Below are 15,227 nucleotides of genomic sequence, written 5' to 3'. Positions count from 1 at the left end.
AATCTAAAAATCTATATTTCAATATATTAAAATACACATGAAACCAAATATGCTAGATTAATATACATATTAGTCTTTTTTAAACATAAAATAATTAACTTGGCTTTTAATTAAATTATTCGCATTAAAAAGCCTGCATTTTAATTATTCACTTAAAAAAACAAGACATATGGATTTCATGAACAATCTCAATGCCCTTACCCTGATATTTGTTTCGGTACTTATTTTTGCTATTGCTTACCGTGTTTATGGTATTTTTATGGCTGACAAGGTACTCCGGCTGAATGATCAGCACACCACTCCTGCGGTAGAGTTTGCAGATGGTAAAGATTATGTAGCCACCAATAAAAATGTCCTTTTCGGACATCATTTTGCAGCTATCGCGGCAGCCGGTCCTTTAGTAGGTCCAGTGCTAGCCGCACAGTTTGGTTATCTTCCCGGAGCATTATGGATTTTAATAGGCTGTGTATTGGGAGGAGGCGTTCATGATATGGTTGTTCTGTTTGCTTCAGTGAGGCATAAAGGCCAAAGCCTTGCTACTATTGCATCAAAAGAAATTGGCAAGACAACAGGAACAGTGGCTGGTTTTGCCATTTTATTCATATTGATTCTTACGCTGGCAGGGCTGTCCCTGGCCTGCATCAATGCTATGCATGAGGCTTCCTGGTCACTTTTTACAGTGGTGATTACCATGCCTATTGCTGTTATTATGGGACTGATTATGCGCTATAAGAAGAACTCTGTTCTGTTCGCCAGTATCTTGGGAGGCATCCTATTAATCGCAGGAATAATTGGCGGACATAGCCTGATGCAGAATCCAACAATGAATCATTTATTTTCATGGGATATTAAGACCATTTCCATTGCTATTCCCCTGTACGGCTTTCTGGCTTCCGTATTACCGGTTTGGCTGCTGTTGGTTCCGCGTGATTATCTTTCTACCTATCTGAAAATAGGAACAATCATCATGCTTGCCATCGGAGTTATTGTCATTCATCCTACGATACAGATGCCTGCCCTTACAGCCTTTGTCAACGGAGGTGGACCTGTCATTGGAGGCCCTGTACTGCCTTTTATCTTTATAGTGATTGCCTGTGGAGCGATTTCAGGGTTCCATGCTGTAATTGCTACGGGAACCACTCCAAAAATGCTCAATAAAGAAAGGGAAATCCTTTTTGTAGGATATGGTGCAATGCTCGTAGAGGGATTTGTTGCCTTAATGGCATTGATTGCCGCCTGTACCTTAATGCCAGGTGATTATTTTGCAATCAATACTCCGAAAGAATCATACGATGCCTTTCTTGCAGCACATCCTTCCCTACATGGAGTTGATATTGATTATTATTCCCAAAAGATAGGTATTGACCTTCACGGCAGAACAGGCGGTGCTGTATCTTTAGCGGTAGGAATGGCTCATATATTCAATAAAATCCCGTATATGGATCAATTGACGGCCTATTGGTATAACTTCGCCATTATGTTTGAAGCGGTATTTATCCTTACCGCGATTGATGCAGGAACCAGAGTGGGACGCTTTTTTCTACAGGAAATGCTGGGCTCCGTTGTCCCGAAATTCAATGATAAAAACTGGGTTCCCGGAATTATAATCAGCAGCCTTCTTTTCACTTTTGCCTGGGGCTATCTGGTGTATACCGGAAATGTGAGCAGTATCTGGCCGTTATTTGGGATCAGCAACCAGTTGCTTGCAGCCTGCGGACTTATTGTCTGTACCACGATGCTTATCAGGATGAACAGAGGAAAATATGCATTATGCTCAGCAGTGCCGGGAGTTTTTATGGCTGGAATCACTTTCTGGGCAGGCTATATCCAGGTGACCTCCATTTATATCCCTAAAGAGCAGTATTTACTGGCCGCTTTAGCAGTAACGGCTATGGTTTTGATGCTTATTGTATTTATTGGAGCTTTCAGAAAATGGTATGAACTTTTAAAAATCACTACCACAAAAACCGATTTTTACGGTGAGCAGGTAAAGGAGCTTGTGGAAAGGTAAAAGATACTTTTAATGCGCCCTGCTTTTTGCCCGGTCTGATTATTTTTATACATTTGTTTTGCTTTAGGGGTATTCTGAAAAGAATTGAGAGAGTCCCTTTGAACCTGATACGGCTGACACCGGCGTAGGGAAAAGCAAAATTACATTACCAATAATGTACCTTTTGTTTTGGATTTTTTCCTAAAGCTATTTTTATTTTAATAGATAACAATGGAAAAAATTCTTTGGGAACAGGTACAGCTTGTCAAACAAAAATCACCTCTTGTTCATAATATCACCAATTATGTCGTGATGAACAATACAGCCAATGCTCTTTTGGCTGCCGGAGCTTCTCCGATCATGTCTCATGCAAAATCTGAAATCAGGGAAATGATTGGCATTGCCCATTCAGTGGTCATTAACATTGGAACCCTTGATGAATATTGGTCAGAATCTATGCTTTTAGCCGCTGAGACTGCACATTCAACGAATAAACCCTGGATTTTAGATCCTGTGGGGGCAGGTGCTACTTCTTTTCGGGATCAGGTTTTGCACCGGCTTTTACAATTTCATCCTGCTGTAATCAGAGGAAACGCTTCTGAAATTATTGCCCTCGCTAAGGCCAATACCACAGTGACCAAAGGGGTGGACAGTACCGCACGGAGTAATGAAGCGGTGCATGCTGCACAAACGCTGGTCAATCAATACCATTCAATTGTCTGTATTTCCGGTGAAACCGATATTATTGTAAGCTCAAAACAGGAAATTTTTATTAAAAACGGACATCCTCTTATGACTAAAGTAACAGGGCTTGGATGTTCCGCTACAGCATTAATAGGCGCATTTATAGGAATTGCAGAGGATAAGGTACTTGCTGTAGCAGCGGCAATGGGATTACTGGGCGTAGCCGGGGAACTGGCTTTCCAGGAAAGTAAAGGTCCCGGAAGTCTCCAGGTCCATCTGATTGATAAACTGTACAATATTACGGAAGAGGAATTTGTAACGGTCTTAAAAATAGAGAAAAAATGAGCACTCTTTCCTTTCCCTATCAGCTATACCTGGTGATCTCAGAGGCCGATTGTATTGGAAAAAACTTCCTTACAGTAGCGGAACAGGCTATTCTGGGAGGAGTAGATATTATCCAGCTGAGGGAAAAAAATACCAGAACCGATATATTCTTTCAAAAAGCACTGCAGCTTATAGAAATTACCGATAAATACAATGTTCCCCTTATTATTAATGACAATATCGAAGTGGCGGAACACGTCAATGCCGCGGGAATTCATGTAGGAAACAGTGATGCTTCACCGGTCTATCTTAGACAGCAGCCTCTTATCCGAAATAAGATCATTGGATATTCCGTGGAATTTCTGTCTCAACTTGAAAATGAACAGACCATGGCATCAGATTATCTAGGAATAAGCCCGGTATTTAGAACAGATACCAAAAAAGACACTGTAACAGAATGGGGTCTTGAAGGAATTGCAACCATCAGACAGCTTACGGAAAAACCGCTGGTGGCCATAGGGAATATTCATCTTAACAATGCAAAAGAAGTGATCAGCGCAGGAGCAGACTGTCTTGCTGTAGTTTCTGCCATATGCAGTGCTGCAGATCCTCAAAAAGCAGCCTTTGAATTAAAAAATGAAATTTTAAAATGAAAAAACATAAATATCCATCAGTATTAACTATTGCCGGCTTTGACGGAAGCGGCGGTGCAGGTATCCAAGCTGATATCAAAACAGCTTCTGCCTTAGGATGTTTTTCTACTTCGGTATTAACGGCTTTGCCCGTGCAGAATACACAAGGTGTACAAAAAATCTATCCTATCCCCGTAGAAGCGGTAGCTGATCAGATCAAAGCCATTTTGGATGATATCTTTCCGGATGCCATTAAAATCGGAATGGTTCATACTCCTTTACTGGTAGAGACTATTGTTTCCACATTAGCTCAATATAAAAAAATACCGGTTGTATTTGATCCCGTTATGGTGGCCACCAGCGGACACCGGCTGATTGAGGAGGAAACCATCAAAGCCCTCACGGAAAAACTTTTCCCTATCGCTGATGTCATTACTCCCAACATGGATGAAGCGGCAATTTTAGCCGGTATGAAAGTAGAAACTCTTGAAGATTTATATGCTGCCGGAAAAAAAATAAAACAGCTGGGCTCTAAAAGTATACTTCTGAAAGGCGGCCATCAGGAAACCTCAACAATTACTTCTTTATTGTATGATGAGCATGACCATTTCCATGCATTTGAAACTCAAAAACTGAATACCCGCAATACGCACGGTTCAGGTTGCACCCTTTCCTCTGCGATCGCAGCCTATCTGGCACAGGGAAAAAGCTTATATGATGCAGTTTCCCTGGCCCAACACTATACTTATCGGGCTATAGAAAGCGGAATGGATGTACAGACGGGATTCGGAAACGGTCCGCTTAATCACTTTTTTAACCCTCAAAAATTAATTAAAAATGAAATGGTCTGAACAAACCTGGCAAACCATAGAAGGATATTATCAATCTATTCTGGAAATGCCTTTTATAAAAGAACTTTCAGATGGTAGTTTACCCCAGGAAAAATTCCGGTTTTATATGGCTCAGGATTCTTTATATCTTGAACACTTCGGCAGAACCCTCTCGCTGATTGCTGCAAAAATTCAGGATCTCCAGGATGTACTTGCCTATATGCGCTTTGCTGAAAATGCTATTGTGGTGGAAAATGCATTGCATGAATCTTATTTTAAAGATTTCGGTGTTGCAGACAAAGGTGTTTTACAGCCCGCCTGCCATCATTATATTCATTTCCTGAGAAGCACTGCTGCCCTGGAACCGGTAGAAATTGCCGTTGCAGCAGTACTGCCTTGCTTTTGGATTTACAGGGAAGTCGGAGACTATATTTACCGTACTCAGAATACAGATAACAATCCGTATGAAAAATGGATCGACACCTATTCCGGGGATGAATTTTCCGCTGCAGTGGATGAGGCTATTGCAGTTTGTGATAAAATAGCGCAGCAAAGTACAGAAGAGACCAGAAAAAAAATGACTGAAGCCTTTATCATGGCCACCAGAATGGAATATCACTTCTGGGAAGCTGCCTATGAACTGAAAATCTGGAAATAGCTTAGAAAAAGATAGTCAGGATTGATGAGGGAAGTCATTGATTTCTAGAAAACAACTATAAACCCATTTATTAAGCGCAAATAAATGATTCATATATTTTAACATCAATATAAAGCAAAAAGAGTAAACCCTTAAGTTAATTAAGAAACAAAATTGGGCAGAGTAAGTACACTTACGTTTTTGAAAATCTTTGATTTTCTTCTCAGGTGCACGTATTCTATCCAGTTTTTATGCGTTCTTAAGTAGACTAAAGTGTTTTAAAATAAAGATTTCCTATTTTAATAAAAAGTCAGAATACCCTTTATATCAAGCCTTAATTGATTTTGCAGCTGACCTTTCAAATTGTGATACTACCGGAAATAGAAAGCGGAAATAAAATATTAGTTCCGCTTTTTAAAGTATAAGTATTGATTAAAAATTGAAATTCAGTCTTGTGAAAACATATCTTCCGTTCTGCCCAAACTGAGAAGTGGAACGGGAGTAGACAAACTGATCGTTATTGGTTGACGCCGGAAGGTTTTTAGTAGGATAAATATCAAATAAATTGTTCACCCCTGCGGTTAGCCCTATATTTTTAGTAAACTGGTAAGCCAGGGAAAGATCCGTGATGATTTTATCTCCGATCTGCTGATGCTCATTGAATCCAATAATTCCGTCTCCGTTGACATCAAGAACATCAGCTCCTGTTACCTTTCCAAAATAGGTATTTCTAAGATAAAAACTGGCTCCCTTCCACGTTAGCGTATGCGAAAGACTTGCTTTTACTCTGGGCACTGCTTCTTCCAGGTATACTCTGGATTTTTCAGAGAAATATACCTTTTCCAGTTTTGGATCCTGTAAAAGTCCTGAGGAATGGATATCCCCTACCTGTTTGGTCTGGCTAAGATTAATAGCAAAATTATGATCTAACTTAAAGTCTGAAAATCTCGCATTATGGGCAATAACCACATCTATCCCTTTGGTTTCCGTGTCAATAGCATTGGTAAAAAACTGTGCGCCATTGATTCCCAACTCATCATATACTTTCTGTGCAGCAACCGGTACATCAGCTCTTAAAAATTGATCTGTCAGAATAATTCTGTTGTCAATTTTTGTAAAATATCCGTCGGCTGTGAAACTTAAACCAACAGAAGGAATTTTATAGGTAAATCCTACACTTGCTGATTTGGAAGTTTCCTGTTTCAGTTTTGGCATCTGGAGCAGCCCTGCCACCTCAGAATCATTGCTGAAAGTTCCTACTTCCAATAGCTGGTTGTTGGTAAATAAAGTAGAAGTCACATTATAATAAATCTGATGTATGGAAGGTGCTCTGAATCCTGTAGAGCCTGCCAGTCTTACATTGAAGTTAGGGGCAACTTTAATCCTTGAAGCCAGTTTATAGTTGAATGTAGATCCAAAATCCGAATAATTCTCATACCTCGCAGCAGCATCTACCAGTAACCAGTTGGTAAAATTGAATTCTACATCTGCATAGGCTGCCACAGACTGTCTGTTTTTATTTACAGCATTTACAGGCTTAAACCCGCCGAATACCTGTGAACCTCCGGGAAGAAAAGCTTTGAAAAAATCTGTAGGTCTTTTTAAGGGATCACCATCCCATACATTTCCGAAAACATCATAAATCTCGTAAGAAGCAGGTTCGCCTGCTGTTATTTTAAAATTTTCATAACGATGTTCTGCTCCAAATGCCACATTGATCCCTTCCCAGACGTCATATTTTTTAGAAAAATCCAAATTGATGGTATTTTGGGAGAATCGTAAGCCCCCTGCATCAAATTCATTCGGGGAAGCAAACCGTAATGAAGTATTTCCTGTATTTTGAATCGTGTAAGTAAACGAGTTTTGCCCGAACGTATTACTGAAGTCAATGTTCCAGCCATCCCATTTCCCCTTGATTCCCGCAGCCAGCGAGATATCCTGAATATCAGTTCCGATCTGAGGCAGGTATCCGTTAGGATATAATCCTGTAAACGTTCTGCTCTGGTTAGGCTTTCTGTAAAAACCTCCGGAAGTACCATGTCTTAAACTGTATCCCCCGAAAGAATATACTTTCCAGTCATCACTGATTGGAACTTCCATATTGATGAAAAGCTGGTGGTTGTTCAGTTTAGACTGACCTACCTGCATATTGAAATCTTTTCTAGTCAATCCTCTATACGCCAGTTCCTGATCCGTCACATCTCTTCCTAAAATCCCCTGTAATGCACCGATGGTATTCGCCGCCTGAATCTGGTTTTGAAAATCGGAGCTAAAGTAGTTTACTCCCTGGGCATATTGATGGATATAATTGACAATCTGCTGTGAATTCTGGGTGGTATTGATGTTGGTATAAAGTGAGGAAAGATTCACTCCGGCATTCAGCGCACGTTGCTCAATGGCATTATAAGCATTATAAATGGCTCCGCTTTCTGCACCGGCTCTGGAAGTAGGATCCCTGAACTGTGAAGACCAGGTAATATTAAAGAAACCGCCTTTGGTTCCGATTTTATTCCCGTAATTCAGGTCCACCTGAATATTTTGACCGTCAAAATTTCCGGTGTGATCATCGGCTGCCGGAGTTAAATTCCCACCATAACTCACCTGCCCGGCCAGCTTTCCGGTGTCTCTTTTAAGCTCAAGGTTGATTACCCCGGCAATAGCATCGGATCCGTATTGGGCAGAAGCACCATCTCTCAGAACTTCAATCCTGTTCAGTGCAAAAGCCGGAACAGCGTTCAAATCCGTTCCCACAGTTCCTCTTCCCGGGGTTCCGTTCACATTCACCAAAGCTGAAGTATGTCTTCTTTTTCCATTCACCAATACCAATACCTGATCCGGCCCCAAACCTCTCAGCTGGGCAGGATCCAAATGGTCTGTTCCATCAGAATTGGTTTGAATAGTAGAAGTAAAAGAAGGAGCCACTGTATTGAGTATCTGTCCTATTCCGGATTGCGGAAGAATGACAGAAGATTCTTTGATATTGAATACATCTACAGGAACCGGGCTGTCTGTTTTTGATCGTGCCCCTGCTCTTGATCCAAGTACAACAACTTCTTCTACATTGTTCGTCTTTATACTGTCCTTATTTACTTTTGTACTGTCTTTTTCCTGGCCATATGCATAGGTTCCCAGAAAAAATAAGACAGAAACAGAAAAGATAGTTTTTTTATTTCTCATGTTTTTTTATTTGAAGTTAATGAAAAACATTCACGTTTTTTAAGGGGCAAATGTAAAATTTATTTAATAGTCTACAAAATTAATAGACTTTATTTTGTGAAAATTATGATTGTTTTTTTCTATATTCCGTAAGAATCATTCAGACAAAGGGAATATTAAAAAAAACAGATTCAAAAATTGAATCTGTTTTTTATATCTAAATATGTTTTACTTTTAAATTTTAGTCAGTTTAGCGTATTTCAGAATAAGATTTTTCTCACCTTCATGCATAAAAATAACCTTGGCCTTGATATTTTGAGGATCTGTTCCGTCCAGGAATGTTACCTCTCCAATTCCAAAGCGGTCATGTCTTACCTTATCTCCCACCTCAATATCCTGCGAAGAAGCTCCGCTAGGGTTGATAATTTTTGCAGTACTTACCGGTTTCAGTTTTCGTACTTCCGGTGCCGGCTTTGAATTGTCTGCTCTTTCAATCGTCTTTTTCTCAACTTTTTTATAATATCTCTGCTCCGAAGGATGCTCATCAAAAATATTGGATTTAACCCCTGAATTATTGATAAACCTTTTCTCCATCGCAGGATTGATGAATTCAATGAACTCATCATCTATTTCACTTAAGAATCTTGAAGGTTCAGCATCTGTAATTTTTCCCCATTGAAAACGGGATATTGCATAGGAAAAAATGCCTGTTTTTCTGCTCTTGTCAATGCAACATAGAATAAACGTCTCTCTTCTTCCAGATCTTCCCGGGTTGCCGAACTCATAAAACTTGGAAAAAGGTTTTCCTCAAGCCCTACCAGGTGAACCACTGGGAATTCAAGTCCTTTTGACAGGTGAATGGTCATTAATGAAACCATATCATCATCAAGCTCTTTATCCTGGGTATCTGCAGAAAGGGCAATATTCTCAAGGAAATTGGAAAGGCTGGGATCTCCGTCCTCCAGCTGCATTTGCTCTTCAATAAATCCCTGCATCGAGTTCATTAATTCCTGCACGTTTTCCACTCTTGAAATTCCCTCAGGAGTTTGGTCATCTTTCAGGAATTTGATCAAACCGCTTCGTTTTGCTACTTCCATCGCAACACTGTAAGCCGTCTCCGTTTTCAGCAATACCTGAAAGGCCTTTATCATAGACCAGAAATCATTCAGTTTATTTAAGACCCCATTATTTAAACCCAGCTGAGGAGCATACATCGGAATATTATCCAATACTTTGGACACAGAAATGTTGTGTGCATCCGCAAAAACAATCAGTTTATTCTGAGTCGTTTCCCCGATACCCCTTGCAGGATAATTGATAATTCTCATCAATGCTTCAGAATCATTTTCATTGATCAAAAGCCGAAGATACCCGATAAGGTCCTTCACTTCTTTTCTCTGGTAAAAGGAAAGTCCTCCGTATACTTTATAGGGAATATTTTTACGTCTCAAAGCATCTTCAAATGCTCTGGTCTGAGAGTTTGTTCTGTATAAAATAGCAAAATCGCTATATTTTCTCTGGTCACGGTTACGAAGTTCCCAAATATTTCCGGCCACAAAATTCGCTTCATCAGCATCAGAAAGTGAACGGTATATTTTGATCTTATCCCCTTCTTCATTATCACTGAAAACATTTTTTTTGAATTGCTGCAAGTTTTTGGCAATAACAACGTTCGCAGCATTTACAATGTTCTGGGTCGAACGGTAATTCTGTTCCAAAGAAACGGTCTTCGCATCCGGATAATCTTTCTTAAAGTTTAAGATGTTATAAATATTGGCACCCCGGAACGAGTAAATAGACTGGGCATCGTCCCCTACAACACAGATATTCTCAAATTTTGAAGCCAGGGCTTTTACAATAAGATACTGAGAGTGGTTTGTATCCTGATACTCATCCACCATGATATATCTGAATCTGTCCTGATATTTGGCCAGTATTTCCGGAAAACGGGTCAATAATTCATTGGTTTTTAACAGCAAATCATCAAAATCCATAGCCCCGTTTCTGAAGCATGCATCAACATATCTCTGATAAATCTGACCGATAAATTTCATATTTGCCTTTTCATCAGCTTCCATCAGCTCAGGATTATTGAAATATGCTTTTACCGTAATCAGGTTATTTTTATAGGTTGAAATTCTTGCCTGAACTTTTTTAGGTTTGTAAAGATCAGCATCGATATTCATATCCTTCAACACCTTTTTGATCACATTCAGGGCATCCTGCTGATCATAAATGGTAAAATTGGAAGGATATCCCAGATAATGGGCTTCAATTCGTAAAATTCTTGCAAAAACCGAGTGGAAAGTTCCCATCCAGAGACTTCTTGCATTACTGTCTCCTACCACTTTTGCGATACGGTCTTTCATTTCACGGGCAGCTTTATTGGTAAAGGTAAGAGCCAGAATATTGAAAGGATCTATCCCATTGTGGATCAGGTGTGCTATACGCATTGTAAGTACACGTGTTTTTCCGGAACCTGCTCCTGCAAGTACCATCAAAGGTCCCTGTAAAGAGGTAACGGCTTCATATTGTGATTCATTGAGTCCTTTCAAATAGTCCATACTGCAAAAAAGATTTTGGGAACACAAAATTAATGTATTCAGAGGAGAATTCAAATTCTGATTAAAGAAGTTAGAATTTAAAGGCTAGAAAATAGAGCCAGGAACAAAGATAAGAGACTTAGAGATGGGAGACTTGAGACAAGGATTACACAACCGGCAACCGACAACCAGCAACCAGCAACCAGCAACCAGCAACTAGCAACTAGCAACTAGCAACTAGCAACTAGCAAACATAAACTTTAACCCGTGAATTTCAAAATTGACAAGCAAAGCAAATAGACTGTTCTTTATTGTATCCCTACTTCTCACTTTCAATTTTCAATTTTCAACTTTCAATTTTCAGCTTCTACTTCTGTAACATTTAATTCACTTTTTCTACTAATTAATAAAACAATTTGTACTTTATGAAAAAGCGACTTCTTTCTGCTGCTGCAGTAGCCTTCTTCGGGATGATACTGAATGCACAGCAAATCAAATTCGAAGAATATGACCTGCCAAACGGACTTCATGTTATTCTTCATCAGGATAATTCTGCTCCGGTAGTTACCACAGGAGTAATGTACCATGTAGGGGCAAAAGATGAAGTAAAAGGAAGAACAGGATTTGCTCATTTCTTTGAACATCTTTTATTTGAGGGGACACCGAATATTAAAAGAGGAGATTGGTTTAAGATCGTTTCTTCAAACGGAGGACAGAATAATGCCAATACAACTAACGACAGAACATATTACTATGAAACTTTCCCATCCAATAATGAGCAGCTTGGCCTTTGGATGGAAGCAGAAAGAATGCGCCATGCCTTGATCAACCAGGTTGGTGTAGATACTCAGAGAGAAGTAGTAAAAGAAGAAAAAAGATTGAGAATGGATAACCAGCCTTATGGTAACCTTTTCTCAACCATTCAGAAAAACCTGTTTACCAACCATCCTTATAACTGGCCTACAATCGGCTCTATGGAAGACCTTAACGCTGCCAAGCTTCAAGAATTCCAGGCGTTTTACAAGAAATATTATGTTCCCAACAACGCAACATTAGTGGTGGCAGGAGATATAAAACCTGAACAGACTAAAAAATGGATTGAGGAATATTACGGAGGAATCCCCAAAGGAACTGTTTATCCAAAAGATTTCCCGAAAGACGCTCCGATCACTCAGGAAAAAGAAGTAACCGCTACAGATCCGAACATTCAGCTTCCGGCTTATGTTTTCGCTTATAGAACACCTGCTAACAAAGAGAAAGATGCCTATGTTTTGGATATGCTTTCCTCCTATTTAAGCAATGGGAAATCTTCTGTTTTATACAAAAAATTAGTAGATCAGGAGAAAAAAGCACTTCAGGTAGCTGCTTTCAATCAGGGACTTGAAGATTACAGTATTTTTGCATTCTTCGCTATTCCTATGGGAAAAACAACGAAAGAAACATTGCAGACTGATATTGATGCAGAGATTAAAAAGCTTCAGACAGGTCTAATTTCTGAAGAAGATTATCAGAAACTTCAGAACCAGTTTGAAAATCAGTTTGTCAACCAAAATTCAAGCATTCAGGGAATTGCCGCATCGTTGGCTACCAACCATGTATTGATGGGAAATACCAATCTGATCAACAAAGAAATTGATATTTACAGATCAATCACCAGACAGGATCTGCAAAATGCAGCCAAAAAGTATCTGAACCCTAACCAAAGAGTGATCATCAACTACGTTCCTGAGAAAAAATAATTTTACCCCATGAAAAAGCAATTCACCTATATAGCAGCAGCATTTTTATTTTCAGGAATGCTTTCTGCACAGAAAATAGACCTTAACGCAATGCCAAAACCAGGACCTACCCCTGCGATCAATATTGCCAAACCAAAAACTTTTCAACTCAATAACGGCCTTACGGTAATGGTGGTTGAAAACAATAAACTTCCAAGAGTAAATACGACTCTTTCCATGGACAGGCCTCCTTATTATGAAGGAAAGGTAGCTGGAGTAAGCCAAATCATGGCAGAGCAGCTTGAAAACGGGACCACCAATCTAAGCAAAGACGATTTTAATAAAAAAGTGGATTTCTTAGGGGCCAGCTTACACTTCAGTTCCAGTGGAGCCTCTGCCAATTCACTTTCAAAATATTTTCCTGAAATCCTTGAATTAATGGCTGATGCCATCGTGCACCCTAAATTCTCTGCGGAAGAAATTCAAAACACAAAAGAAAGAGCCCTTGAAGGGCTGAAAGCGGATGAAAAGAATGCGGCTTCTATTGCTTCAAGAGTTTCCAATGCATTGATGTACGGAAAAAACACGTCAAGAGGTGAGTTTGAGACGGTACAGTCGATCAGCAATATCCAATTGGCAGATGTGCAAAATGCCTATAACAAATATTATACTCCTGATCATTCCTATTTAGTAATTGTGGGAGATGTACAGTTTGATAAGGTAAAACCTCTGATTGAAAAGGCTTTTGGAAACTGGAAGAAATCAAATACTAAATTTGCCGCTTTAGAGCCGGCTTCCAATGTTTCTAAAACTGAAATCAATGTAGTGGATGTGCCTACCGCCGTACAGTCTGTATTGTCAGTGAGCAATCTGAACACTCTTAAAATGAAAGATCCCAATTACTTCCCGGCTACGATTGCCAATTATATTTTAGGCGGCGGCGGCGAGGCAAGACTTTTCATGAACCTCCGAGAAAAAAACGGTTTTACATATGGAGCGTATTCCAGTATGAATCCAAGCAAATATTCTCCTGAATTCTCGGCTGAAACCAGCGTAAGGAATGAGGTTACGGACAAGGCAGTTAAAGAAATAATGAATGAGCTTAACGCAATTTCTACGGTGAAACCTGAAGAACTGGACAATGCCAAGGCCAAATTAAAAGGTGCTTTTATCATGTCCCTGGAAAAGCCAGAAAACATTGCCAATTTTGCCCTGAACCAAAAAATTAAGAATCTTCCTGCTGATTTTTACACCAATTATTTAAAATCCATCGATAAAGTAACAGCTGCTGACGTATCCAATGCTGTGAAAACCAACATTCTTCCTACCCAAAGCAGAATTTTCATTGCCGGAAAAGCATCAGATATTTCCGAAGGACTTGAAAAATTAGGATACCCGGTAAAATACTTTGACAAAGAAGCTAATCCTGTAGCAAAACCTGCCGTACAGAAAGTGGATACCAATGTGACCATTGCTTCTGTTGCAGATAAATACATCAATGCCATCGGAGGATGGTCAGCCGTTCAGAAAATAACTTCCATTACTGCTGACGCGACGACTAAAGTTCAGGGAATGGATATGAGCATGAAGCTGATCCAGGCCAAAGGTGGAAAAATGATGATGGATATGAAAATGATGGGCAATACCATTCAGAAAATCGTGTTTGACGGCAAAGATGGTTATGTAGAAGCACAGGGTCAGAAAATGCCTTTAAATGATAAACAGAAAGCCTCAATGGCGGAGCCGGAACTGTTCCCGGAACTTGGTTTTGCCAAATCTTCTGACTTTAAATTAGCAGGAATCGAAAAGTACAACAACGAGGATTCTTATGTTATCAAAGGAGCCAAGCAAACGTATTACTATAGTGTAAGCACGGGCTTAAAAACAGGAGAAATAAAAGCAGGAGAAGGAGGTTCTATTCCTACCAGCTTTGCCAATTACAAAGATGTTTCAGGAGTAAAGTTCCCGTTTACGATCATTCAGAATATGGGCGGAATGGAAATCAATATGAATGTACAGTCTTATCAGCTCAATCAGGCAAAGGATTCTGATTTCAAATAAATATCCTTTTTTGATATTAAAACGGCAGCTTTCAGCTGTCGTTTTTATTGTACACGTAAACATTAAGGAAAGATGGGATAGTAAAGATAAAAGATAAAGATTTTCTAAGCTCATTTAAAAAAAATTAATATTTCACTGTGATTTATAGCTTTAAAACCGAAAACGAAATTCTGTTTCAACCTTATTTTTAACCTAAAATCATTAGCTGATTACCAAACTTTTGCACTTAATTTATATTTACCAGCATCTTTTTTTGTTGTTCAGTAAAAAAAGGTTAAATTTGCCCATTCAAAAAGATATCAGAATTAATGGATACTATATTTACACTATTGATGGTTCTTGTTATGATTGCCAGTATTTTATTGGTGATCGTTGTTATGGCTCAAAATCCAAAAGGAGGAGGTCTTTCCAGTACTTTCGGAGGGGCATCACCTGCTCAGTTTGGAGTACAGAGAACCAATGATTTCATGGAAAAAGCTACATGGACTCTGGGCGGGACAATTATTGTTCTTATCCTTTTAAGTGTTGTTATTACAGGTAAACCCTCACAAGTGGCACCTGCTCAGCAACCCGCTAAGAAAGAAGCTCCGGCAAAACAATCGGCTCCTGCTTCTTCTACAACCACTACTCCGGCACCGGCTAAATAAGAAGA

9 protein-coding genes, 1 pseudogene and 1 riboswitch are annotated in these 15,227 nt (G+C 39.4%); of the genes and pseudogenes, 8 read left to right on the top strand and 2 right to left on the bottom strand.

Going from position 1 to position 15,227, the window contains the following annotated elements; all coding sequences use genetic code 11:
• Positions 1-169 precede the first annotated feature (169 nt).
• From MUW56_RS15485 to tenA, 5 genes are all read left to right on the top strand, one after another.
• Entirely contained in the window at positions 170-2,011 is a 1,842-nt protein-coding gene (locus tag MUW56_RS15485; RefSeq protein WP_292014022.1) for a carbon starvation protein A, read from the top strand.
• A 55-nt stretch (positions 2,012-2,066) separates the two neighbouring features.
• Positions 2,067-2,159, top strand: a riboswitch (TPP riboswitch).
• A 62-nt stretch (positions 2,160-2,221) separates the two neighbouring features.
• A complete protein-coding gene (gene thiM / locus MUW56_RS15480; RefSeq protein WP_292014021.1) occupies positions 2,222-3,019 on the top strand; it encodes a hydroxyethylthiazole kinase in 798 nt (265 codons plus the stop codon).
• Positions 3,016-3,651 carry a thiamine phosphate synthase gene (gene thiE, locus MUW56_RS15475; RefSeq protein WP_292014020.1) on the top strand — a complete coding sequence of 212 codons (636 nt, stop codon included), beginning with the start codon at positions 3,016-3,018 and terminating at the stop codon, positions 3,649-3,651. The genes thiM and thiE overlap by 4 nt, the downstream gene beginning before the upstream one ends.
• Complete coding sequence (thiD, locus tag MUW56_RS15470; RefSeq protein ID WP_292014019.1) at positions 3,648-4,481, top strand: bifunctional hydroxymethylpyrimidine kinase/phosphomethylpyrimidine kinase; 834 nt, start codon at positions 3,648-3,650, stop codon at positions 4,479-4,481. Before thiE ends, thiD begins: the two co-directional genes overlap by 4 nt.
• The gene (tenA, locus tag MUW56_RS15465) at positions 4,468-5,118 is read left to right on the top strand and encodes a thiaminase II (protein WP_292014018.1); all 651 of its coding nucleotides are present in this window, start codon (positions 4,468-4,470) and stop codon (positions 5,116-5,118) included. Before thiD ends, tenA begins: the two co-directional genes overlap by 14 nt.
• 411 nt (positions 5,119-5,529) lie before the next feature.
• Here the strand turns inward: tenA and MUW56_RS15460 are convergent, their stop codons facing one another.
• Positions 5,530-8,274, bottom strand: coding sequence for a TonB-dependent siderophore receptor (locus tag MUW56_RS15460; protein WP_292014017.1), 2,745 nt, complete (start codon positions 8,272-8,274; stop codon positions 5,530-5,532).
• Between the two features lie 213 nt (positions 8,275-8,487).
• Positions 8,488-10,817: pseudogene (locus tag MUW56_RS15455) on the bottom strand (ATP-dependent helicase).
• A 404-nt stretch (positions 10,818-11,221) separates the two neighbouring features.
• On the opposite strand from MUW56_RS15455, the gene MUW56_RS15450 reads away from it, so the two are divergent.
• The 3 genes from MUW56_RS15450 to secG all read left to right on the top strand — a co-directional run bounded on the left by MUW56_RS15450 (position 11,222) and on the right by secG (position 15,222).
• Positions 11,222-12,535, top strand: coding sequence for a pitrilysin family protein (locus tag MUW56_RS15450; RefSeq protein WP_292014016.1), 1,314 nt, complete (start codon positions 11,222-11,224; stop codon positions 12,533-12,535).
• A gap of 9 nt (positions 12,536-12,544) precedes the next feature.
• The gene (locus MUW56_RS15445) at positions 12,545-14,575 is read left to right on the top strand and encodes a pitrilysin family protein (protein ID WP_292014015.1); all 2,031 of its coding nucleotides are present in this window, start codon (positions 12,545-12,547) and stop codon (positions 14,573-14,575) included.
• A gap of 308 nt (positions 14,576-14,883) precedes the next feature.
• Positions 14,884-15,222: a preprotein translocase subunit SecG gene (secG, locus tag MUW56_RS15440; protein WP_292014014.1), complete on the top strand. Its 339-nt coding sequence runs from the start codon at positions 14,884-14,886 to the stop codon at positions 15,220-15,222.
• Positions 15,223-15,227: the final 5 nt, after the last annotated feature.

The sequence above is a fragment of the Chryseobacterium sp. genome (genome assembly GCF_022869225.1).
GTDB lineage: Bacteria > Bacteroidota > Bacteroidia > Flavobacteriales > Weeksellaceae > Chryseobacterium.
The sequence above is the reverse complement of the archived record's forward strand: the minus strand, read 5'-3'. Positions and strand labels throughout refer to the sequence as shown.

Coding starts and splice junctions, on each gene's coding strand:
- MUW56_RS15485 (WP_292014022.1), top strand. CDS start 170: ATGGATTTCATGAACAATCTCAATGCCCTTACCCTGATATTTGTTTCG.
- thiM (WP_292014021.1), top strand. CDS start 2,222: ATGGAAAAAATTCTTTGGGAACAGGTACAGCTTGTCAAACAAAAATCA.
- thiE (WP_292014020.1), top strand. CDS start 3,016: ATGAGCACTCTTTCCTTTCCCTATCAGCTATACCTGGTGATCTCAGAG.
- thiD (WP_292014019.1), top strand. CDS start 3,648: ATGAAAAAACATAAATATCCATCAGTATTAACTATTGCCGGCTTTGAC.
- tenA (WP_292014018.1), top strand. CDS start 4,468: ATGAAATGGTCTGAACAAACCTGGCAAACCATAGAAGGATATTATCAA.
- MUW56_RS15460 (WP_292014017.1), bottom strand. CDS start 8,274: ATGAGAAATAAAAAAACTATCTTTTCTGTTTCTGTCTTATTTTTTCTG.
- MUW56_RS15450 (WP_292014016.1), top strand. CDS start 11,222: ATGAAAAAGCGACTTCTTTCTGCTGCTGCAGTAGCCTTCTTCGGGATG.
- MUW56_RS15445 (WP_292014015.1), top strand. CDS start 12,545: ATGAAAAAGCAATTCACCTATATAGCAGCAGCATTTTTATTTTCAGGA.
- secG (WP_292014014.1), top strand. CDS start 14,884: ATGGATACTATATTTACACTATTGATGGTTCTTGTTATGATTGCCAGT.